The sequence below is a fragment of the Candidiatus Paracoxiella cheracis genome (genome assembly GCF_049348705.1).
Lineage (GTDB): Bacteria > Pseudomonadota > Gammaproteobacteria > Coxiellales > Coxiellaceae > Paracoxiella > Paracoxiella cheracis.
Genome location: NZ_CP186485.1, coordinates 1,057,626 through 1,080,375 on the forward strand (window position 1 = coordinate 1,057,626; position 22,750 = coordinate 1,080,375).

21 protein-coding genes and 2 pseudogenes are annotated in these 22,750 nt (G+C 41.8%); 14 read left to right on the plus strand and 9 right to left on the minus strand.

What is annotated here, in order from left to right:
• The first annotated feature begins 58 nt into the window (after positions 1-58).
• A complete protein-coding gene (locus ACJMKR_RS05440) occupies positions 59-1,282 on the plus strand; it encodes an NAD(P)/FAD-dependent oxidoreductase (RefSeq protein ID WP_423064122.1) in 1,224 nt (407 codons plus the stop codon).
• A gap of 24 nt (positions 1,283-1,306) precedes the next feature.
• Here ACJMKR_RS05440 and ACJMKR_RS05445 read toward each other — a convergent pair whose 3' ends face one another.
• A complete protein-coding gene (locus ACJMKR_RS05445; RefSeq protein WP_423064123.1) occupies positions 1,307-2,599 on the minus strand; it encodes a transposase in 1,293 nt (430 codons plus the stop codon).
• A 322-nt stretch (positions 2,600-2,921) separates the two neighbouring features.
• On the opposite strand from ACJMKR_RS05445, the pseudogene ACJMKR_RS05450 reads away from it, so the two are divergent.
• A pseudogene (locus tag ACJMKR_RS05450) lies at positions 2,922-3,242 on the plus strand (IS481 family transposase); the annotation flags it as partial.
• 334 nt (positions 3,243-3,576) lie between these two features.
• Positions 3,577-4,470, plus strand: coding sequence for an IS982 family transposase (locus ACJMKR_RS05455; RefSeq protein WP_423062298.1), 894 nt, complete (start codon positions 3,577-3,579; stop codon positions 4,468-4,470).
• A 2-nt stretch (positions 4,471-4,472) separates the two neighbouring features.
• On the opposite strand, the gene ACJMKR_RS05460 is transcribed toward ACJMKR_RS05455, so the two are convergent.
• Complete coding sequence (locus ACJMKR_RS05460; RefSeq protein ID WP_423062672.1) at positions 4,473-4,712, minus strand: hypothetical protein; 240 nt, start codon at positions 4,710-4,712, stop codon at positions 4,473-4,475.
• Positions 4,713-5,031: 319 nt separating this feature from the next.
• Between ACJMKR_RS05460 and ACJMKR_RS05465 the strand changes: the two genes are divergently transcribed.
• Complete coding sequence (locus tag ACJMKR_RS05465) at positions 5,032-6,060, plus strand: phospholipase A (protein ID WP_423064124.1); 1,029 nt, start codon at positions 5,032-5,034, stop codon at positions 6,058-6,060.
• A 2-nt stretch (positions 6,061-6,062) separates the two neighbouring features.
• On the opposite strand, the gene ACJMKR_RS05470 is transcribed toward ACJMKR_RS05465, so the two are convergent.
• The 4 genes from ACJMKR_RS05470 to ACJMKR_RS05485 form a co-directional block, all read right to left on the minus strand.
• The gene (locus ACJMKR_RS05470; protein WP_423064125.1) at positions 6,063-6,488 is read right to left on the minus strand and encodes a hotdog fold thioesterase; all 426 of its coding nucleotides are present in this window, start codon (positions 6,486-6,488) and stop codon (positions 6,063-6,065) included.
• Positions 6,489-6,504: 16 nt separating this feature from the next.
• Positions 6,505-7,896: a nicotinate phosphoribosyltransferase gene (locus ACJMKR_RS05475; RefSeq protein ID WP_423064126.1), complete on the minus strand. Its 1,392-nt coding sequence runs from the start codon at positions 7,894-7,896 to the stop codon at positions 6,505-6,507.
• A 76-nt stretch (positions 7,897-7,972) separates the two neighbouring features.
• Positions 7,973-9,139, minus strand: a complete 1,167-nt coding sequence (locus tag ACJMKR_RS05480) for an FAD-dependent oxidoreductase (protein ID WP_423064127.1) — start codon at positions 9,137-9,139, stop codon at positions 7,973-7,975.
• Entirely contained in the window at positions 9,126-10,349 is a 1,224-nt protein-coding gene (locus tag ACJMKR_RS05485; protein ID WP_423064128.1) for a tyrosine-type recombinase/integrase, read from the minus strand. Before ACJMKR_RS05485 ends, ACJMKR_RS05480 begins: the two co-directional genes overlap by 14 nt.
• 100 nt (positions 10,350-10,449) lie before the next feature.
• Between ACJMKR_RS05485 and ACJMKR_RS05490 the strand changes: the two genes are divergently transcribed.
• The 3 genes from ACJMKR_RS05490 (at position 10,450) to ACJMKR_RS05500 (ending at position 12,764) form a co-directional block, all read left to right on the plus strand.
• Positions 10,450-11,337 carry a DMT family transporter gene (locus ACJMKR_RS05490; RefSeq protein ID WP_423064129.1) on the plus strand — a complete coding sequence of 296 codons (888 nt, stop codon included), beginning with the start codon at positions 10,450-10,452 and terminating at the stop codon, positions 11,335-11,337.
• Positions 11,338-11,556: 219 nt separating this feature from the next.
• Entirely contained in the window at positions 11,557-11,763 is a 207-nt protein-coding gene (locus ACJMKR_RS05495) for a hypothetical protein (protein WP_423064130.1), read from the plus strand.
• Positions 11,764-11,870: 107 nt separating this feature from the next.
• Complete coding sequence (locus tag ACJMKR_RS05500) at positions 11,871-12,764, plus strand: IS982 family transposase (protein ID WP_423062298.1); 894 nt, start codon at positions 11,871-11,873, stop codon at positions 12,762-12,764.
• A gap of 207 nt (positions 12,765-12,971) precedes the next feature.
• Here ACJMKR_RS05500 and ACJMKR_RS05505 read toward each other — a convergent pair.
• Positions 12,972-14,090: pseudogene (locus ACJMKR_RS05505) on the minus strand (IS481 family transposase).
• Between the two features lie 318 nt (positions 14,091-14,408).
• Here ACJMKR_RS05505 and ACJMKR_RS05510 point away from each other — a divergent pair.
• The 4 genes from ACJMKR_RS05510 (at position 14,409) to ACJMKR_RS05525 (ending at position 18,938) form a co-directional block, all read left to right on the plus strand.
• Positions 14,409-15,059 carry a hypothetical protein gene (locus tag ACJMKR_RS05510; protein WP_423064131.1) on the plus strand — a complete coding sequence of 217 codons (651 nt, stop codon included), beginning with the start codon at positions 14,409-14,411 and terminating at the stop codon, positions 15,057-15,059.
• 116 nt (positions 15,060-15,175) lie between these two features.
• The gene (locus ACJMKR_RS05515; protein WP_423064132.1) at positions 15,176-16,516 is read left to right on the plus strand and encodes an MFS transporter; all 1,341 of its coding nucleotides are present in this window, start codon (positions 15,176-15,178) and stop codon (positions 16,514-16,516) included.
• A 220-nt stretch (positions 16,517-16,736) separates the two neighbouring features.
• Complete coding sequence (locus ACJMKR_RS05520) at positions 16,737-17,930, plus strand: MFS transporter (protein ID WP_423064133.1); 1,194 nt, start codon at positions 16,737-16,739, stop codon at positions 17,928-17,930.
• 291 nt (positions 17,931-18,221) lie between these two features.
• Entirely contained in the window at positions 18,222-18,938 is a 717-nt protein-coding gene (locus ACJMKR_RS05525; RefSeq protein ID WP_423064134.1) for a hypothetical protein, read from the plus strand.
• Here the strand turns inward: ACJMKR_RS05525 and ACJMKR_RS05530 are convergent.
• Both ACJMKR_RS05530 and ACJMKR_RS05535 read right to left on the minus strand, forming a co-directional pair.
• Positions 18,902-19,756 carry an IS3 family transposase gene (locus ACJMKR_RS05530; protein ID WP_423064135.1) on the minus strand — a complete coding sequence of 285 codons (855 nt, stop codon included), beginning with the start codon at positions 19,754-19,756 and terminating at the stop codon, positions 18,902-18,904. The genes ACJMKR_RS05525 and ACJMKR_RS05530 overlap by 37 nt on opposite strands.
• A gap of 89 nt (positions 19,757-19,845) precedes the next feature.
• Positions 19,846-20,055, minus strand: a complete 210-nt coding sequence (locus ACJMKR_RS05535; RefSeq protein WP_423062353.1) for a transposase — start codon at positions 20,053-20,055, stop codon at positions 19,846-19,848.
• Positions 20,056-20,268: 213 nt separating this feature from the next.
• Here ACJMKR_RS05535 and ACJMKR_RS05540 point away from each other — a divergent pair, with 213 nt between their 5' ends.
• The 3 genes from ACJMKR_RS05540 (at position 20,269) to ACJMKR_RS05550 (ending at position 22,697) form a co-directional block, all read left to right on the plus strand.
• Positions 20,269-21,213: a putative glycoside hydrolase gene (locus ACJMKR_RS05540; protein WP_423064136.1), complete on the plus strand. Its 945-nt coding sequence runs from the start codon at positions 20,269-20,271 to the stop codon at positions 21,211-21,213.
• A 149-nt stretch (positions 21,214-21,362) separates the two neighbouring features.
• A complete protein-coding gene (locus ACJMKR_RS05545; protein WP_423064137.1) occupies positions 21,363-21,656 on the plus strand; it encodes a HigA family addiction module antitoxin in 294 nt (97 codons plus the stop codon).
• A 117-nt stretch (positions 21,657-21,773) separates the two neighbouring features.
• Complete coding sequence (locus ACJMKR_RS05550; RefSeq protein ID WP_423064138.1) at positions 21,774-22,697, plus strand: phosphatase PAP2 family protein; 924 nt, start codon at positions 21,774-21,776, stop codon at positions 22,695-22,697.
• The last annotated feature ends 53 nt before the right edge of the window (positions 22,698-22,750 follow it).

The window sequence follows — 22,750 nt, forward strand, 5'->3', positions numbered from 1 at the left end:
AGTCCTAGTATACTGGGTCGCTGTCCACGAAGTCTAGCTAGCATGTTATAGTAGTAACATGAATCAATTACCTCATATTGTCATCGTAGGTGGTGGTGCTGGCGGTCTAGAATTAGCGACCATGCTGGGCCATCGACTTGGTAAACATCATAAAGTGAACATCACATTGGTGGATCGTTCATTGACTCACGTTTGGAAACCCTTGTTGCATGAAGTAGCGGCGGGAACACTCGATACGAATGAAAATGAAGTGAATTATATTACACATGCCCATTCACATTATTATCAATTTCAAGTGGGAGAATTGACGGGATTAAATCGAAAAGAGCAAACGATTACTATCAAATTTCAGCCCAGTCATGACAATAACCAACCTGCTTCAGAGCAAACGTTACATTACGATATACTTGTCATTGCTATTGGTAGCATATCAAATAATTATGATATCCCAGGCACCGATAAATATTGTTATTATTTAGATTCAAGTGAAGAAGCGAAAGATTTTCAGCAGTTTTTCCTGAATCAAATTATTGGTAAGCAAAGGTTAGATACTGTAATTGTAGGTGGTGGCGCAACAGGTGTTGAATTGTCTGCTGAATTGCATTATGCGATACAACAAGCAGCCGAATACGGCTTAAAACATTTAGATGGTGAAGATGAAATTAAAATTACAATCATCGAAGCGGCCGATCGAATTTTACCTGCTTTACCTGAACGCATTAGTAATTTAACAATGCTAGAATTAAAGCGCCGTCACATCGAGGTCGCTACAGACGAACGGGTGACCAAAGTGACAGAAGAGGGTGTTTACACCGCGAGCGGAAAGTTCATTCCTGCTGCATTAAAAATATGGGCGGCGGGAATTCGAGGTCCTAAAATTTTAGCCGAACTCGATGGCCTTGAAACAAACGCTAGTCGTCAATTGCTGGTGAAACCAACCTTACAAACAACATTGGATGATAAAATTTTTGTGTTTGGTGATAGCGCTGCGTGTCCTATGCCAAATGGTAAAATGGTTCCGGCTCGCGCACAGGCTGCTCATCAACAAGCTTCGTTACTTGTTAAATCCATTATAAATGTAATGGCGGGTAAGGCATCGTTAGAATATAAATATCGTGATTATGGCTCGTTAATTTCATTGAGCCGGAAGGGGACGATTGGCGATCTCATGGGTAAAATGTTAAAAAACGTCTTGATCGAGGGATTTCTCGCTCGTTTATTCTATATTTCTCTATATATTGGACTTTGGATAAATAAAATCCCTTGCCAGTTAGGACAATAATCAAAAAATGTGAGTTTCTAAATCTTAACCTGTTTTTTGCAGCAATTCGTAGAATTTCTCAGGTGTAAAATTTATTTTATCCAACCATGATTTTACTATCCCAATCAAATCCTCTATTTTTTCAGGGTCTGAGTTTTGCGTCTTTTCTTCAGTCCTCTGAATCGTTTTAATTTTTGAGTTGCTATTTTTGAAAATAGCAGGATGTCGCGTGCGTTTCCCCTGCGTATCACCTTTGGTTCTGCCTTGCGGATTACCGCGTGGTTTGCAGAGATTAGCAGGCGTGCCAACGGTATCAAGCACCGTAGAAAAACCCCGTTGCGTTTGTGAAGGGGTCGCAGTTATTGATGGTTTTTCGTTATCCACTTGGAAGCTCGGCAAATACCGCTCCCATTTTTTCGGTAAAATCGGGGCAAGATTCCTCGCTAGATAAAGTTGCGTATACGCTAATGCTGTCATCCGCCACCAATCTTCTTCGTGCTTAACATCCGGTGTTTGGTATCGGTCAAATAACAGTTTGTCTTTACCAAAACGAAAGTAGTGTTCAATGTCATAGCGTCTATCGTAATAGTGATACGCTTCTAATGCTGTGATTTCATTACGTCGTTCACCAGCGAGTCCTAACCAGAGTGGATTTTTATATAAAGATTTACCGTTAGCATCAACCGCAACCAATTGCACAACAGTAACAGGATGCTCATATCCTTTAAATTGCTTTGAACCACGCAGTAATTGGTCACGCCATATTTTAATCTCCAATTGGTAAGTTTTGCCACTGCGGGTTGTAATGGGTTGCTGCACAATCTCATCGGATTCACGGTGAGTCGTGCTGTCGTTTAGTTTCATCGCATCACCATAGCGTTTTATACTTCCTGAGGTATTATCTTCTATTGATGCGGGCGCGAAAACATTACGGGTACTGTTAAAACGGAAAAGATGTACCCAATTGGGATTTTCGCTAACCAGTTTACGGCAAGCTTCTGTACCATATTTTGAATCAGCCACGCTAACCACCAATTTATGAGTAAGCGCTAAGTCTGCAATACAACGGTTAATTTGCTGCATCCCAACTACATTGCCTTTTTCATCGCTTTTAACGCGCCTCGTATCCAGTGGAACTAACCAATGCTTTTCTTGAGCTGCACCATCATTGGGCAATAGTGATACCGTTGAATATTCATGTCCAATGGTAATCGGTTTGTTACCCGGTGCTGGATTAGGGCTGTAAACCACATGGCGATCTTCAACACAGTGTGCACTTTGACGCGACTGTGGTGTCGTATCCGCAATAATGATCACACGGTCATCGCTATGACTCACATGTTCATATTGTAACCTCAGTTCTGGATAACTGCGTATAAATTATTCTTTATATTGTTGGTTTTTATTCCTGGCAAGCGTGTCGCGATGCTCGTGATAGATTATTGCCATCCCTGTCAATAATCGACTCGCAATACGCGACAACTTAAATAACCGCGGACGTCCTCCTCACCCGCGCTCCGCGACCTCACGGCTCGACTACCCACGGGCTCTAAACTGACTCGACGGCTCGTAAAGATTTTTTGCAGTCGCTTACGCTCGGCAAAAAATCCCAGCCTGCCGCGGAATACGCCCCTTCGCTTCGCTCTCCATGGCGCGCATCGAGGGTGTTGGCCGTATTTATGAGCAGACTTTTGTCGATACCTATAGCAGAATCGCTTTTGCCAAGTTATACACGGAGAAAACAGCGATGACGGCAGCTCATTTATTAAATGAACGTGTATTGCCATGGTTTAATGAGCAAGGTATCCGATTGCTGCGTATGCTCACGGATCGCGGGGCGGAATATTGTGGAAAAATTGAGAACCACGCCTATCAACTTTATTTAGCAGTTGAAGACATTGACCATTCGAAAACACGCGCACGTTCTCCGCAGACCAATGGTATTTGTGAACGTTTTCATAAAACGATTAAACAAGAATTTCAAGCGTGTCGCGATGCTCGTGATAGATTATTGCCATCCCTGTCAATAATCGACTCGCAATACGCGACAACTTAAATAGCCGCGGACGTCCTGGTCGCCCGCGCTCCGCGACCTCACGGCTCGACTACGCACGGGCTCTCAAATGACTTGACGGCTCGTAAAGATTTTTTGCAGTCGCTTACGCTCGGCAAAAAATCCGAGCCTACCGCGGAATACGCGCCTTCGCTTCGCTCTCCATGGCGCGCATCGAGTGAATGAAATAATTGAAAAAAAGACCGGAACCGCTAAAATTTAGCTCCAAAATTACAGCTAAATAATGTAACAGGAGTTAATCATGTTGGCACCGGTCACGGAGATTTTTTGTGATATGGATGATTTTTGCAAGGATTATTTGAAAGGTCAATCAAAGTATTTGCTACCGAACCCAGACAGAAAACGAGATCGAGCGATGCAAATGAGCTTGTCTGAAATTGGCACCATCATTGTGTTGTTTCAAATGAGTCACTATCGCACATTTAAGGATTTTTATTGTGGATGTGTTTTACAAGACATGAAGAAGTATTTTCCTACGGCGCTGAGTTACACACGTTTTGTCGCCTGCCAATCAGCAGCGCTAATGATGCTCGCCGCCTATTTGCTTTCGAGAAAGGGCAAACACACGGGATTGTATTATATTGACTCAACTACACTACGCGTATGCCACAATAAACGAATTTATCGAAACAAGGTTTTCAAAGGCATTGCTAAACGCAGTAAAAGCACAATGGGCTGGGTTTACGGCTTTAAACTACATATTGTGATTAATCATCAAGGGGAATTAATCCGTTTTTGTTTAACGAAAGGGAACGTGGATGATCGCGCTGTTGTTAGAAAATTAATGGCTAATTTAAAGGGGTTGGGCGCTGGCGATAAAGGGTATCTTGGAAAAGATCTTGCGGACGATTTGGCAAAACACGATTTAAAATTTGTGACAAAAGTCCGTAAAAATATGAAGAACAAAATGCTTTCTGCATTTGAAAAGTTTTTCCTAAAACAACGTGGCATCGTAGAAACGATTATCGATCAGTTGAAAAACTTGTATCATGTTGAGCATTCGCGTCATCGTAGTCCGATTAATTTTTTAGTCAATACCCTTGCAGCGCTAATTGCCTATTCTTGGCGACCAAACAAACCAGGAATAAAAACCAACAATATAAAGAATAATTTATACGCAGTTATCCAGAACTGAGGTTATTGTATTTTCATCATGCTATCCCAACAATTTGCTACCGACAAACCATCGCTAATCGCATCGGTAATACTACTGTATTCACGTTCAAAGTATGGCGATTCACATAATTCTATGGGTGTTTTGCAGCGATGGCCATGGCTTGAAAGGGCATCGAGTAAATTCATATTGGCATCGCGTCGCGCGGGGAAGATGTTGTAGAGGAATGTACGGAATTGTTTTAGTTTTTCTGTCGCTAACATCGTTTGTTCCTTATTTTATTTTTTCGAACAAACGTTGTTTACAACGTAAAATTTTTTTTCGGTTTCTATGTCAAGCAATTTTTAATTATTTTTATAAATTTATCCAAAGTCCAATATATAAAATGCATCAAAACAAACTGCACGGCTGGTGGCGTGTGCTGATCATTAATTTTGCAAAACTCGTAACTCATCGAGTAAAACCCAAGTTAAAGTTGCATTAGGTAACATTTTTAGCGTAAACTGTGCGCATTATCGCCACAGTCATTTCCTTATGGCCTTGAAAATCATCTATTTTTAAAACTTAAGAAGAAAAATAATAATGCTTAATTCTTTGAATAAAATAATATTTATAGTAGCTTTAACCTTTCTTTCATGTACTGCTATTGCAGGCGTTCCCATCTATCCAGATGGTATACCAACGCCATCAGATGCAACGCAATATGAAAACTGTCATTACACAAAGAAATATAGTAAGAGTCATAAACGGTATATTTATACCTACGAATGTCCTGTCGATGAAACCACTGAACAGAAGGTCGATCAGTTTTTGAATTCGTTAACCCCGCAAGAGCGGGCTGCTTTGCGTACACAACTCGAACAAGAAAAATCATTTCAAGAAGACCATTATGGTATTTCGTTTTATCAACCCACCTACATTCTACCGTTCTATTATACGGGTAGGGCCTATAATTCTGTGTATGCAGGAACGACACCAGACAATCAGCGTATTCTCAACGAAGAATTTAAGGCCCAGTTAAGTTTCAAATTCCCGCTTTGGCTTCACATGTTCAATAGCAAGCTTTCTTTGAACATGTATTACACGCAGCTATCGTATTGGCAGTTTTATGCGAAATCACAATGGTTTCGTGAAACCGATTACGAGCCTGCTTTGTATTTTAGTTATCGCTTTAAGCCTACGTGGTTAGGCTGGTTTGGCGTCGTGCATCAATCTAACGGTCAAGGCGGACAGTTAGAGCGCAGTTGGAATCGTTTGTTCGTTGATATGATGTACACTAAGGATAACTTTATCATCAGCCTGCGTCCCTGGATTTTAATTTTCAAAAACGAATCGAGTGATTTGCATAACCCCAATATCGCGCATTATTTAGGATACGAACGAATTGTCATCGCCTACAAATTTTATAATCAAGAAGTTTCATTAATGTTGCGTAATACCTTTGAGAGTGGCTTTAGTCGTGGTGCTATTGAACTCGATTATGCGTTTCCGATTCACGGTTTTCTGCACGGCTATATTCAATTTTTTAGCGGATATGGTCAAAGCTTGATTGAGTACGATCATTACACCAACAGTGTTGGCGTGGGTTTAAGTTTAAGTAATTGGGTTTAAGATCACTTACGATCGAGTACCGCCATCGTGAGTCGATTAACAGAAATTAAACGATCATTTTCATCCACGATCTGTATTCCCCAAACCTGCGTGCTTCGACCCAGGTGATAGGGTGTGGCAGTGCCGATAACATAACCCTCACGAATAGAGCGAATGTGGTTGGTATTGATAGCAAGGCCCACGCAATACTGCTTGGCATGTTCGACACAATAATTCGCGGCGATACTGCCAGCGGTTTCAGCGAGCACGCAAGAAGCACCACCATGCATGATGCCAATCGGTTGATGGGTACGATGATCAACAGGCATTCTCGCCTTGACGTAATCATCTCCAATCTCAATAAATTCAATACCCAAATATTCCACCATTGTGCCTTTGCTGCGCTTTGTGGCTTCTTCGATATCAATTTTTTCTTTCCAAATGGCCATATGAGTTACCTGTCAGTTACAAAAAAGTTTCAGAACGATCGCGGATTTCTTTGAAAGACCACTCCTTGAGAAGTTTGCCGTCTTTAAAAATCGGGATGAGTATATTCTCACGATTGCCTAGTTCTTCGATCCGGATGGTTTTAAATCCTTCCCGATCATCATGAATCAAGGCTAAGCGTCCCGGTTTTGATTCTTTGCTCATATCTGTTTTAGGCGTTTTATACACATCAAACCATTGACCATCTCGCTCAATGGCATTGGGTTTCATCGCAAATTCTTGCGTATCACGATCGAGCTTTTGCAATAAGGCGCCACCCATGCCAAAAGCAATATTTTCGGCACTTTGTTTTTTTGCCTTCATAGCGTCTAAACATGATGCGATGGTTTTAATATTAACGCCATCTCCTTGAATAATTCGTAAATTATTTGGCAAGACATGGTAGCCTTTTGAATTTATTGTTGAACCAAATTTCGCCATTAAAATCTCGATGGTTTTAGTCACAATTGTTGCAGGATCGCCGCTGTCAGGACGAATCACGAGCACGCCTGGATTATCAACGACTTGCTGTTTTAATTCATCACCCCAAATATCGTTGAGCGCATGCCAAATATCGTAAGCGTCACTCACGATTGAAATCATCTGATTTTTTTTACTAAATTGCTTGAGAATATGCTTGTAAGCTTCAGATTCATTGTTTTTTCCCCACGTGACAATAGTGGAGTGTTCTGCAGCCGGAATGGAATAAGCGGCCATCGGTTCGCTGTAATATCGTTGTGCGGCAATGATGCCCGCTAACGTGTCGGTGCCAGCAAAGTTGACTAAATGCGCAGCGCCACCAATTTCGGCAGATTCTTGTGAGCTCACACCGCGTGCGCCAAAATCATGTAATTTGAAAGGCAAACCATCTAGGCTTTCTGCTGTTTCTAAAAGATAACGGCGGATAATTTCTTTGCAGTGCCACGATGAAGTGGCAACTGTGGTAGGGTACCAAACAGCGCGTAGCAGGGAGGTTTCAATATATGTTGTTAACCAAAAACATTCGGGGTCTGTGTTGCCCACTTGTGCCATCACATTGTGAAGCGGCATCACGGTTCCTTCTGGAACAGCCTCGATGGCAATCGGCAAATAACCCCCGTGTTTTTTAAGGATATGCTCCCAACCTTCGCGGTTAAATGGCAATCCATGGTCACGTAAGAAGTCTTCGGCTTCATCGATGTTTTCACGGGTGATGGGTTTAGAAAGGTATTCTTTGAGATACATTTGCAAACCAAAAAAAAGTGTTTGTGGGTATTTGCCACCGCGCGATTCGATGTAACATGAAATTTGTGAGGTGTTGGGTGGGTATTGTAAGTAGTGCGAGGCTTTGTATGAGTCAGTGTTTAATATGAGGTTGTGTTTTTCTGACATGTTTGCGTTCCATATCCTTTTCAAACAGCTTATCGTGTAGAGCTACAGTTGTCTAGGTTTGAGAATTTTGATTACCTTATAACTGCTGCAACAACTGCTGGCGAGCGAGCATGAGTTCTTTGCCTTTTCCCGTTAACACAAAGCCCGTTAATTGATTATCGTCGTTGTAAAATAATGCCTTGGTGACAAGATCATTTTCTTCTATTTGCCAACGCCCTTCATTATTTTTTGAGGGATTTACAATTGTAATGGGACAAGCCGGTGTTTTAACAACGATCGGCATGTGTGGAAACTGAATTGCAGTCGGCTCACCAGTGAGTGTTTTTGCAAGCCCTTTAACACAATAATTAATCGGTGCAACAAACTGTCGTATTTCACCCGCGACTTCAGCACAATCACCTAATGCGTAAACATCATCTGCGCTCGTTTCCAAAAAAGCATTCGCTACAATGCCTTTATTCACCGAAATGCCGGCGGCTTGTGCAAGTGTTGTATTGGCACGCAATCCGACAGACATTAAAACATTGTCAGCATTTAAAACGGTGCCATCATTTAACGTGATTTGAAATCGGCTATTCACTTTATTAATCTGCGTCACGTTTTTTCCTAAATGCCACTCAACACCTTCTTTTGATAAGGCTGCTTGCAATGATTTGCCGACGTTTTCGGGTATGAGTCGATCGAGTGGATAGGCTGAATGCGCAATCACGGAAACTTTATAGCCGACATTATTGAGATCGTTAGCAAACTCACACCCAATAAAACCAGCACCAATAATGGCGATGTGTTGTTTGGGTTCAAGCCGTTTTCTAAACTCAGCATACTGCATTAAATTATTAATCGAGCACACGTGTGAAACGGCATCGCCTGCAATTAATGGCGAAATTTGCGAAGCGCCACAGGCGAACACGAGTTTTGAATAGGGGTACAACTGGCCATTGGCAACGATGTGTTTATCTTGCGTATCAATAGATTCAACGGCAGTTTCTGTGAAAATATCCGCTTGTAATTGCTGCTGCATCTTGCCAGCATCTGCCAATGCAAGCTCATCGGCTGTTTTCTGGTTCGTGAGCGCATTGGACAAAACAGGCTTTGAATAATACCGCCCCTTATCCACGGTAAACAATTGCAACCGTGTCTCCGTGTCGATTTTGCGAAATTCTCGGGCCAGATTGTAACCGGCAAGTCCGGTGCCGATGATAATAGCGGGGTGTTTCTTCATGCCGTTATTATACCAAATCATCGGGCTTGATGCGTTTCTTTTTCCCAGAGGCGTGGCGCTCTCGCAGCTCAACGTCGATATAGCGATCGGTGATGGCGCTTGAGCCGTGGCCGGCATCGTCTCGCACATGCTCGCGCGGGCGAATCTTCACGTCCTCAGAAATGCCCGTATGGCGTAGCCAATGTACGGTGGCGGCGTTGAGTTGTTGGGCATCCTCACTGAAACCATCTTGAACCATGCGATCAACGGCTGCATCAAAACACGATTGCACAATTTCGCGAATGTGTCGGGTGCTGCTAATGGGGCCTTTGCCTTTGGTTCTATTTAATAGTGGTTTATTTTCACCCAGATCGGGCAGGGGAGATAACCCTAAACTTTCGCGATAACGTTTTAGTGAAGTTAACATGGCATCGCTGACGGCAATTTGTCGCTCTTTATTGCCTTTGCCCACTGTGCGAAACCACCAATTGCCATCGAGGTCACGAAAAAAATCTCCCATTTGCGGGGTCCAACGTTGCGAAGCTGCTAACTCCGAAATTCGTAAATACATGCCGAATAAGGCATTCATGATAAATAAGGTTCGTTCGTGCAGTGGGTCGGCGGTTGCCATTTTTTCTGCGGTTTCGATGACATAAGACCATTGCAATTCCGAGAGACGACGAATCGGTGTTTGATGTTGTTGTTTGCGAAAATAGCGACTTTTTTGTCGGATTTGTGAAACCGGATTAAACTCAACATAGTCTTCCTGAATTAAATAATTAAAAAAGCTGCTGAGTATCGAGAAAATAGCCTGTAATGCTTTTTGCGATAAAGCATATTCATTGATATTGGGTTGTTGTCCTGCGCGTCTTGCCGTTTTACTGACGGTCACCACAAACGGTCGCCACTCCGGATTTGGCACACGTTTTCCATCTTTTAAAATAAAGCGATCGCATTTTTTAAGGGCAATCCAGGTATTTGGTGGCTGCTGACAAAATTGAATGAAATTTTCGATATCCTGTCGTTTTAATTGTTTTAGAGGTTGATGGATAATATGAGCACTCCATTGCAATAAACGTTCGATTTCACGGCGATAGGCATTAAATGTTGCGCTGCTGCCACGATAGCTATAGATGAATTCAGCCGCGTGTCGATAATCATCGGCAAAAGGGTGGTTTTGTAGCGCTGCCAGTTGATCGGCATGATACTGAAGGGTGTCAAATAAGGGGTTAGGCAGTTCGACCGTCGCCATACTACTTTCCTGTAATCAGGTGGAAATTGTAATCAATCGTACCGTTCCCTGTCAAAAAAATGGCTTTTATTAGGGTAGTGACTTTTAGTATAATCGCCCGATGCAAAAATCGAACAACGCAATCATAGCGCTTATCGGCGTTACGGTGATATGGGGCCTTACGTTTCCACTCATTAAGAATGCGGTCGTAGACATTGATCCTTCGGCCTTTGTGGCCTTGCGTATGTTGATGGCAACACTGGTAATGCTGCCCTTTGTCATCCACAGATTCCACAAGACCACTGTCTTTATGTTGCTCGGTGGGCTAGTTGTTGGAGTCTTAAGCAGCGCTATCTATATCACTCAATCTATAGGATTAGAAACCACCAGCTCGGCCAATTCCGCCTTTATTACAGCATCTTCAGTCATTCTTGTCCCGTTTTTATCACCACTCTTTGGAACCGGACGACCGCGCTTTATCGATATTGTCGTTGCATTGATAACTTTGCTGGGTATTTTTATCTTAACCGGTGCAAGTTTATCACACCTTACGGTTGGTGATTATTGGACTTTGGGTTGTGCGCTGACCTATACATTATTCATCATTACCTTACAACGCATCACACAGAAGTCATTGGATCTATTTTTATTGGTGTTTTATCAGATTTTATTCGCTGTCCCAATCCCATTGGCTGTGTCGTTTTACAAACATGCACATTTTGTTTTAAATGAATCTGTAATAGTTGCGGTATTGTTTTGTTCTATTTTTGCAACATGTTTTACATTTTATATTCAAAATGCCTTTCAAAAATATACAACGGTGACTAAAGCGGCATTGATCTATACCTTTGAGCCTGTATTTGCCTCTATTTTTGCAGTCTATATCAACGGTGAACGCATTACCCATTACACCGAAATCGGTGGGTTATTGGTCCTCATTGGATTTCTGTGTGCTGAGTGCCTACCGCGTTTAAAAATCAGATCATTGGGCAAGACGGCTTCTCATTAAACAATTTCAATTGCTTACGTATCGAAATTGAAATCTATTTTTGGCTGACAGTAGATTCCTAGTGACGTTCTTAAGCAAGCGCTAAGAAAACCCTTAAGTAAAATTCTTAACATTCCCTGAAGAAGGCATTTTTTAATCGAACTTTAAAGTAGTACTGTATATTTCTGTGAGATTTCGGATTATGCTTCGGCGCAAACTAATTAAAAATAAGGAGATTTTATGCAAAGCGATTCACAATTTACACTGGGTATTCCTATTGCTCTATATGCATTCGCTACTTCATACGTAAATGCTCAACTCGCGAAGGATGGCATTCCGCCAGATGCCCAGGGTGATTTCAATTTGCCGTCGAATATAGCGGTGCCTCTGGCTGAGTCCTCATCCATCCTTGATAATTTTCCCTTGATCTTTATATTTATAACCTGAGTTCTGTATAAGAAAAGGAATAAGTGAATGAAATAATTGAAAAAAAGACCGGAACCGCTAAAATTTAGCTCCAAAATTACAGCTAAATAATGTAACAGGAGTTAATCATGTTGGCACCGGTCACGGAGATTTTTTGTGATATGGATGATTTTTGCAAGGATTATTTGAAAGGTCAATCAAAGTATTTGCTACCGAACCCAGACAGAAAACGAGATCGAGCGATGCAAATGAGCTTGTCTGAAATTGGCACCATCATTGTGTTGTTTCAAATGAGTCACTATCGCACATTTAAGGATTTTTATTGTGGATGTGTTTTACAAGACATGAAGAAGTATTTTCCTACGGCGCTGAGTTACACACGTTTTGTCGCCTGCCAATCAGCAGCGCTAATGATGCTCGCCGCCTATTTGCTTTCGAGAAAGGGCAAACACACGGGATTGTATTATATTGACTCAACTACACTACGCGTATGCCACAATAAACGAATTTATCGAAACAAGGTTTTCAAAGGCATTGCTAAACGCAGTAAAAGCACAATGGGCTGGGTTTACGGCTTTAAACTACATATTGTGATTAATCATCAAGGGGAATTAATCCGTTTTTGTTTAACGAAAGGGAACGTGGATGATCGCGCTGTTGTTAGAAAATTAATGGCTAATTTAAAGGGGTTGGGCGCTGGCGATAAAGGGTATCTTGGAAAAGATCTTGCGGACGATTTGGCAAAACACGATTTAAAATTTGTGACAAAAGTCCGTAAAAATATGAAGAACAAAATGCTTTCTGCATTTGAAAAGTTTTTCCTAAAACAACGTGGCATCGTAGAAACGATTATCGATCAGTTGAAAAACTTGTATCATGTTGAGCATTCGCGTCATCGTAGTCCGATTAATTTTTTAGTCAATACCCTTGCAGCGCTAATTGCCTATTCTTGGCGACCAAACAAACCAGGAATAAAAACCAACAATATAAAGAATAATTTATACGCAGTTATCCAGAACTGAGGTTATCCTAGTAACACAATTAACATTCTAAGAGATGATGCTAAAGATGCTTTAAGCGATGATTCGTTGAAATTAATTATCGAACAGGTAACTGCAACGGAAAGAACACCTTCTCAAGTGATACATGCCTTATGTGTAGAACTCTCGACTTGATCTGACAGTTGAGATTTATCGGACATATTTTCTGTCCGATAGATCGGATTCTAATTACTCCTCTACCAGTTGCGTGTCGTGATTACTGTGCGCCTTATTCAATTCATCTGCCGACACGCTTGGAATAGTTTTACATAGTTTATCTAATTCTTTTTCTTGTGCCAAATGCTTTGCATCAAGAAAAGTTTGCATGGGTGTTTTTCCATAACAACGCTCGCCGGAATGGGGCCTGACCTCATTATATGTTTTGATCCACGCATCAACGTCTTGTTGTAATTCTTCTAGGGAACGATATATTTTTTTTCGAAAAGCAACATCATAAAATTCTTGTTTAATCGTTTTATGAAAACGTTCACAAATACCATTGGTCTGCGGAGAACGTGCGCGTGTTTTCGAATGGTCAATGTCTTCAACTGCTAAATAAAGTTGATAGGCGTGGTTCTCAATTTTTCCACAATATTCCGTCCCGCGATCCGTGAGCATACGCAGCAATCGGATACCTTGCTCATTAAACCATGGCAATACACGTTCATTTAATAAATGAGCTGCCGTCATCGCTGTTTTCTCCGTGTATAACTTCGCAAAAGCGATTCTGCTATAGGTATCGACAAAAGTCTGCTCATAAATACGGCCAACGCCCTTCATCGTGCCAACATAATACGTATCCTGAGAACCTAAATAACCTGGGTGTTCTGTTTCAATCTCGCCGTGCGCTTCTTTTTCTCGTTTTGATTTTTCTAATGCTTGTCATTGTTCTTCCGTTAATAACATACCGTCTTGCGCCGATTTCGCTTCAAGCGCTTTTAGTCGCTTCTTAAAAGTCTCTAGATCATTACGTAGCCACACCGAACGAACTCCGCTGCTCGATACGATAATGCCTCGCGCCAGTAATTCATTGGCCGCACGTGCCTGACCTAACGCTGGGTTTTCAATAGCCAAAGCAATTACCGCTTCTTCTACATGTAACGGCACTCTATTTTTTTCATTCGGTTTCTTCTTACTCATATCATGGAGTGCTTCTTCGCCACCATTTTCATAAAGTGTTTTGAAACGGTAAAAACTGTCGCGTGAATAACCCATAACCTTGCAGGCTTGTGAAACATTTCCCAATTGTTTAGACAGCTCTAGTAAACCTAATTTGGGTTTGATAATCTTTTCGGATACACTGGTCATAATGACACTCCTCGTGTTGGTTGTTTAAGGTTGGTCAATTAAATTTTACTCTAACTGACCAGGAGTGTCAGATCAAGTCTGAAGGTTTACACCTTATGGAATCGGGTACGAGGAGCGCTTAGTTTTCTTCTAACGTTAGGGGGGTTAAGTGTCGTACCGTTTTGGAGAGACTCAGCAAGAAGAGGGTGGAATCGTATCCACCCTGGTCTGGGAGACAGATGGTATTTACGAGAACCTGCAGCGATTCCACATATTTTGTATTATTTAGAGCAAAGTTCTCAATTTTTATCTAGGACGTTTGATGGTTTGTTTTTTCCTATGATGTCTGCATTTTATAATCCTAAACAAGGTGGCTGTCGTAATTTTATTCGCATGCTGTCCATTCCAGCTACTCTTTTTTTTATTATGAGAATGATTGATTGGTGGTCAGGACTTTCGATGAGCTTTGAAGCAGAGGGAATAGATTTAAACGATGAGATGGGGGGTATTTTAGCCTTCCTAAATAATTTTTATCCGAAAATGCTTCAGCTTTATGCGGGGTCAATTCTTAATGGCTGCGCAGTTGCTACTTTTTGTGGGTCAGTGTTGCCAAGTATAAAACCCGTTAATAATTTTTTTAACTGGGTTTTAAGAGTGACGGGCGCAACAGAAACACCACGGTCAGAGGCAGAAAACGCAGAAACAGATCACCAACAACTTTTAGAACGTCATGTGAATTCAGAAGTGGGTCCAGAGCTGCAAACTGCAGTTCGAAAATCTGAAGCAGTGGATAGGATTAAGAAGAGATTCAAAGATCAGCCAGCAACAGCCACCCTCGTTGAAACTAGCCTGAGCGAGGCAAAGCATACTCCAAGACTATCATTTTTGGGGATGTTCACACTCAAACCCACTTATCCTGGTGTTCAAGGTTCTGCTGAGGATCATCGGTATGGTTGTATGGATAGGGTTTACCGGGTTTTGGGTTGGTAAAAATTTAATCGAATTGATTAAAAACAGAAAGATAGTTGTAAAACCGCAGCTCTTTATGTAATCTGGGCGCTAAAAATACCCTGTCATTGTGTAGAGTTTGACGAGGAGTGCATAACGTGGATGTAGAAGATCAATTGCTAACGACCGACGAGGGAATCCAACCAGGGAAGCTCCTGGGTCAAAACATTCGTCTATTAGCCTGGACGATTTTTGCTACCGGCGTTTTATACTACTGCTTTGCCTATTTACTTCGGGTCTATCCGAGCGTGATGGAGGAGCAATTGCGTGGCTACTTTCATATTACGGCGGGTGGATTCGGGCTATTAACGGCTTTTTATTATTTCGCTTATGCGCCCATGCAACTGCCGGTCGGCATGTCCGTCGACCGCATTGGGCCGCGTCGTTCATTAATTTTTGCTTGTTTGATCAGCACAGTCGGCGTTGTGATATTTGCCTCCTTTAAAAACTTTCACCTTGCACTGCTCGGTCGGTTTATGGTGGGATTTGGTGCTGCATTTGCTTATGTAACGGCATTAAAACTCGCTTCGGTATGGTTGCCTCGTCAATATTTTGCAACTGCCACCGGGCTTGTTACGGGTTTTGGTATGGTTGCCGCTATTTTTACGGATATCTACCTGACTCACGTCGTTCACTTCCAGGGTTTTAAACTTGCCTTATATTTTCCGTTGGCAGTTGGCGTTATATTATTTTTATTAATTATACTGATTGTCCGTGACAAGCCCTTTAAATCCACGACCAAAGCGGCAGTTGCAGATGAAGAAGCGCACGCATTGAATTTCAGACAATTAAAAGATTATTTAATGATAATGATTAAAAACCCACAAATGTGGTTTATCGGCGTTGTGGGTGCTTTGCTTTATATGCCATCTTCAGTTTTTTTAGATGTTTGGGCGATCCCTTATTTAGAGCAAGTGCATCATCTGTCACCCGAAGACGCAGCGTTAGGTGTGTCTGTCATGTTGATGGGTTGGATTTGCTCGAGCTTTTTTAGTTGCGCAATTTCAGATGTGTTTGGTTCGCGCAAAATTCCACTGGTGATAGCTGCTTTTGGTTCAACCATTATTTCTACTATCATCTTATTTGATCATCAGTTACCGTTTCTAGCGTTATATATTTTGTTATTCTTGTTTGGACTTGCCTGTGGGCCACATCCATTGTGTTTTACGCTGAGTAAAGAAAACAATGCGCATAAAATTTCGGGTACGGCTGTGGCGTTTGCCAATTTCGTTATCATGATGGGTGGATTTATTTTTCAGCCGGTCGTGGGTGATATTCTGGATTGGCTGTGGGATGGGCGAATGGAGCACGGCATCCGCGTTTATAGTAGTACGCATTATACGATGGCATTGAGCATTTTGCCCGTCGGATTGTTTTTGGCTGCGATATTAACCTTATTCATTAAAGAAACCTATCAACGTTCCATGGCAAAAGCCTAGCAGCTTAGTAAATACCGGTATAGCAATTATGCCCGGATATTGACAGGCAGGGCGGTTGCTGGCAACCTGTTTTAGGGTAGGGAGTAAAGCTAAATCAAAGAAAGAAACAATGAATACTGGTAGAAAACAACTCTTATTACGCGGCTACCCTTGGGTCGTTATCACGTTCGCAGCCTTATTTCTATTTTATAAGTATGTGCTGCAAGTCTCGCCGAGTGTAATGACCAATGATCTAATGCAGCATTTCCATATCAACGGCACGGGGCTTGGTAATTTAGCCGCTACCTTCTTTTGTGCTTATTTGGTCGTGCAGCTATTTGTGGGGCCTTTGCTCGATAAGTACAATCCTCGCTTGTTGACGGCGCTTGCGTTGTTGGTTAGCGGTGTCGGGGCCTTTTGGTTTGCAGAGTCCCAAACGTTATTCGAGGCATCCATCGCCAGAGGGTTAGTCGGTGTGGGTGCTGCATTCGCAACAGTGAGTTACATGAAAATGGCAGCGGTGTGGTTTGAGCCAAGACAGTTTGCCTTTGTCGGCGGCTTATTAGCGACGGCCGCGATGATCGGTTCGATGGCAGGGCAGCTCCCGCTCGCTTACTTAGTTTCAAGCGTTGGTTGGCAGTCTGCGCTATTGTATTGCGGTTTGCTAGGTTTAGCACTTTCGTCTTCATATTATCTCGTTGTAAGAAACAAAACGCCTGATCCAACAATACCAGCCACAAAAACAATAACTCTTGATTCACCGACGTTAAAAAACTGTCTTTCCTTGCTTAAGAAAAAACATAATTGGTTGTTGATGTTTTATAGTGGATTAGCATTTTCTCCGCTGGCAGTGTTTGGCGGCCTCTGGGGAAATCCTTTTTTACAAGAAGATTTTCATTTAACAAAGTCGGGAGCGGCCAGTTTAGTGACGTGCGCGTTTATGGGTTTAGCGCTTGGTGCGCCATTGCTAGGATTTTTGTCGGATCGTTTAGGAAAACGTTTTGGCGTCATGTTGTTTGGCTTGCTGCTATCATTTTTTAGTTTAGCGCTTGCTGTGTATCTGCCTGCTATTTCCGTTTGGTTGGAAGGGTTTTTGTTATTTTTATTTGGCTTTGGCACGGGTGCATTCATGCTAGGTTTTGCCATGGGGAAAGAAATGAACGCCGTTGGTTTGGCTGCATCCGTAATCGCACTCATCAATACCGGTGATGCAGTGTTTGGCGCCTTTTCAGAACCCTTGGCAGGAAAAGTATTAGATTTGTTTTGGGATGGCAAAGTTGTGAATGGCGTGCATTATTTTAGTTTACACGATTATCATTTAGCATTGTTAATGTTGCCGGCATATTTGCTGCTCGCCATCGTATTTTTGTCTTTTTTAAAACGCCCCCGCAAAGTCAAAAACCCAGATGCTGTTTTTGTCACGGCAAGTGATTAAAGTAATAAACGGCAATAAAAAACATCACGTGAATTATCTTTTAAAAATTCTGCAGAAATGGTATTTCATCAGCCTTAAAAATTTTTAAGGCCTTCCTTAATGATTCTTTAATAAATTCTGTCTCTAACAACATTATTTCTTTAAAATTCTTGATGATAATCTAGACAAGTAAAATATTTAACTGGTAAAGTTCTACCAGGTTTGATCTGGATATTAACGATATTAATGCCTAACTTCAGATTAGGATTATATAACGAGCTGTATTGCTCTCCAATTAGAGTAGATTTAATAATGAGTGAAGTTTTTACAGATGAAAATAATTCTGAATCATTTCCGATAATCAAAATTGAGATATCTTCTTTTAGTTTTGATGGACCTACTGATCCAAATAAAATGGAATTACTATTTAATCTTCCTAGATCTTACAAGCCTCAGGCTATCGAGAGCTTTAAAAAAGAAATTCTTAAAGGAGATAAATTTTCTGTAGAGAAAGAACCTTATCATATAAAAATAAGCGGTGATCTTGAGGGTCTGTCCACCTGCTTAAAATGCTTATCTCAAAATCATAAAATATCTAGCGAGTTGGCTGGGCAAGTGGAGGACTATCTTAATTCTATTAGAAGCTATTTAGGACCGCAAGAAAGCAAAGACGCGGATACGGGGCGATCCATAGCAAAGCGGCTTTTACCTAATGGACAAGACTCAAGTGCTGCGGAGTATGATCCAAACTATAATACTATACAAAATGACAAACAGACTAAGAAAAAAGATAAAGATGTGAAAGATCTATCACAATATATAGATCCAGAAGAAAGTATTGCATTTAATACTACAGACACAGCTCCCAATATTCCTTTCTCTCAGGAGCAAGAAACCGATCCGTATTTAACAGGCGTTTGGACTGTACCTGGGACTTTAAACTCTTCTGGAGTGATCTTCCCTCACTTTACCGGACACATTTTTTTTCGATTTTACGCAGCACATTCAAGCGCAACAGGGGTCTTGTAGTCAATAGCTGAATGCATTCTTCTGTGATTGTAATAGCCTTCAATATACTGAAAAAGACTTTGCCTTGCTTCAGCGCGTGTTGTGTAATCATTCACATGCACAAGTTCCGTTTTTAGGGTATGGAAAAAACTTTCTGCAATGGCATTATCCCAACAATTAGTCTTTCTGCTCATTGAACCAATCAGCTTGTTTTGCTTGATGATTTCCCTATATTTTTTCGAACAATATTGACTGCCCCGATCAGAGTGTATAATCACTTGCTTTGGATATTTTCGTTTGAATAACGCCATCAATAACGCATCACACACTAAATCTTGTTTCATGCTTTTATTCATTGACGAGCCAATAACCGAACGTGAATGCACATCGATAACCACCGCTAAATACAACCAACCTTCACGGGTTGGAATGTACGTCAGATCACTCACCCATTTTTGATTGATCGCCGTTGTCGTGAAATCTCTCTTTAAAATATTCTCAAAAATAGGCTTGTTGTGACCCGAGTCTGTGGTTATTTTAAATCTACGCTTGGCAAGTGCTTTTAAGCCCATGGAGCGCATACGCCGCTCAATACGCGTGTGACTGCAGGAAATCGATTCCGCTTGCAATGCACGAGTTATACGTGGTGAACCGTAACGTTGTTTGTTTCTCATATAAATTACCTTAATTTTTTCATCTAATTGTTGGTTTGCTTGCTCACGTGGGCTCATAGGTCGGGATAGCCAGTCATAATAACCACTACGACTGACACCCAGTACATCACATAGCAAGTTAATTCCAAATAGTTGGGCGTGCTTTTGAATAAAGCTGTACTTCACTCGAGTTCTTTCGCGAAGTACGTGGCCGCCTTTTTTAGAATGGCTTTCTCCTGTTCCAGTCGTGCCAGTCGCTTCTTAAGCTGTTGATTTTATTCAATGAGTTCCCCTATGTTGACCGGTTGCTTTGCGCTGGGATGAATCACTTCACCACTCTTCCTGGCTTTATCCACCCAGGTGTGGAGGGTCGCTTCGGGCATGCCTAAGTCTTTTGCAGCGCTTAACACGGAAGGAGAACTGAGTGCTAGATGGATTGCTTCTTGTTTAAATTCCGGTGTGTATTTTCGAGTCTTCTTTGTCATGAGATCACCTCTTTGTTACTTCATAGATTTTAACAAATTAGTGTCCGGTAATTTAGGGGAAGATTAACCAGGCAATAATTAATAAAACTGAACAAACAGAGCCGAAGGATTTTCGCGATCCTTCGGCTTTTCTCATTAGAGCAAAATAGCAGCGTGCTGGATTCTGGTTTATACTTTCATTAGCAACTGAATAATAAGGGATGAACTTAGATCATGAGGACCGTTCGATTTTTGATCAATCTGGTTGTTGCTGTTGCCGTTCTGGCACCTGTCAGCGCGAGCGCTTTGGTTCGCGGCATCTATCTCACGCAGTATACCGCCATGGTTACCAGCAAGGTTAAATATTATATTCAACAGGCGAAGGCGTCGGGCATCGATACGTTTGTGATCGATTATTATCACATGTCACGAAAATTACAGAAGAATGTTGCGCTGATTAAGCAAAATAATATTCACTATGTGGCGCGGATCGTCATGTTTCCGCACGGAGCGCTGCCGAGCCAAGTGACATCGCAAACCTATTTAAACAAACGCTATCAACAAATTATGGAAGCGGTTTCAATCGGTGCGGATGAAATTCAGCTCGATTATATTCGTTATAAAAAATCACAACCCCCTTCGAAACAAAATGCACGCAATATCGATAAGGTCATTCAACATGTCAGCGATATGTTGAAAGGGAAGGGTGTGAAACTGCAAATCGATATTTTTGGTGTTGCTGCACACAGTGAAGCGCTTTATATCGGTCAAAATGCCCCTTTATTTGCGGATAAACTTCATGCTATTTGTCCGATGGTGTATCCATCTCATTATGAGCCGTTTCGTTATCATGCCACGCGGCCGTATCAAACGGTGTATGATTCGTTGGTGGATTTGCGCAAGCAATTGAAAGATTTTCCGAATGTGAAAATTTATGCGTATATTGAGCTTTATAATTATCGTTATCCGCTTTCAAGGCAAAATAAAATTAATTATATTTTGGCAGAGATGCGGGCTGTGCGCGATGCAGATGTCGATGGTTGGTATGCTTGGAGTGCAAGAAATAAATATAGCATTTTGTTTGCCATACTCAGGAATCGACCACAGTTTGCTGAACACGCACCGCAAGCGCAACGTCTGTCGCAGGAGGATTTGCCAGCGCTTCCAGCGCCGAGGTAGGGTGGGTGTTTCTTTTCTTGTATGTGTCTCTTGAGCCTAGCGATTGTGGTCCAGAGTTTTTTTACTCTCGATCTATGTTGCGCAAGGCGATTAACGTTTGAATTTTCTGAAGGTGATGTGTACATACTTAACTACGAGGATTATCACTGATGACGATGCATAACCCCCCACACCCCGGTGCTTTTATTAAAGCAACCTATCTTGATCCTTTTGGATTAAGTGTTCGATTTTTAGCGAAATATCTCAAAGTAGCACCCTCGACTATTAATCGTTTGATTAATGAAGAAGCCTCTGTTTCACCCGAAATGGCTTGTCGGCTGTCTGCTGCTTTAGGCAGAAGCCCCGAAAGTTGGCTGGCACTACAAGCCCAGTATGATTTATGGGTGACTAAACATCCAAAGCTTAAGAAAATCGATTTCAGCCAGTTTGAGGACGCTGCGTGAAAGTTAAATTAGCTTTCACGCAAGCGAGAAGTTCTTAATCTTTCCTTAAGGTTTTGCCGTTATACTCAACTTCTGAAGCACTTAGAGCCTGCTCAAAATCTTAGAGGTTATTGATCCATGCGAACTGCAGTCGGGCAGCGCGGTGTTACCGTGGTAGTTAAATTATTTTATAATCAATATATTAGCCGGGAAACGCGGCTAGTTTATAGTTTGATTGCGTTGATCATGCTCGTCGGCTTCGCGTATATGGGAATCAATGCGCTCACGACGCATTACCCTGGGTTTAACTATGTGCCGCTTCGTTGGGTCATTTTGGCGCCTTTTATATTGGGCGTGACGCTGTTAGCGATGGCGGCGCATCAAAGCGCGCCGAGACTCGCGAAATTCACCCAGGCCTATGGCACGTTTTTTTTCTTGGTGCTGAGCTTTGCGATATTGACGACGGGTGTGCAGCTCACACCGTTTCATCGTATCGATAATTTTTTAGCAACGCTCGATCAGGCGATCGGGATCAATACGCCGGCGTTAATGGCATGGACGGCGCATCATGTTTATATCCACAAATTATTAGAAACCGCCTATGATTTTTTGTACGTTGAAATTGTCGCGGTGCCGCTACTATTGCCTTTTTTTAAAGGGAATAAAATCGTCGATCGTTTTTTTATTACAATGATAGTAGCCTTTTTGATAGGCACTACATTTTATTATTTTTTCCCTACCGCTGCACCGGCATCGGTTTTTCACAGCGCTTATTTTATGCCGGGCGAACATGCGACGTTTATTAAGTTTTATAAAATCCACCATGGGCAATCCGTTGCCTCGGGTGATGGGGGATTGATTGCTTTTCCTTCGTTTCATGTCGCATGGGCGGTTATTTTAACCTGTGCCATGTATCCTAAAAAATGGTTATTTATTCCGTTATTGATTATGAATTTCTTGTTGATCATAGCCACGGTGTTATTAGGGTTCCATTATTTGGTCGATGTTTTCGGCGGCATTGCATTAGCAGCACTCGCTATTTTTATTTCGTATTTAATCTGAATTCTTCTGACCACAGCAAGTGCTACACGTTCGAGATTTATCGCGTTTGCTCG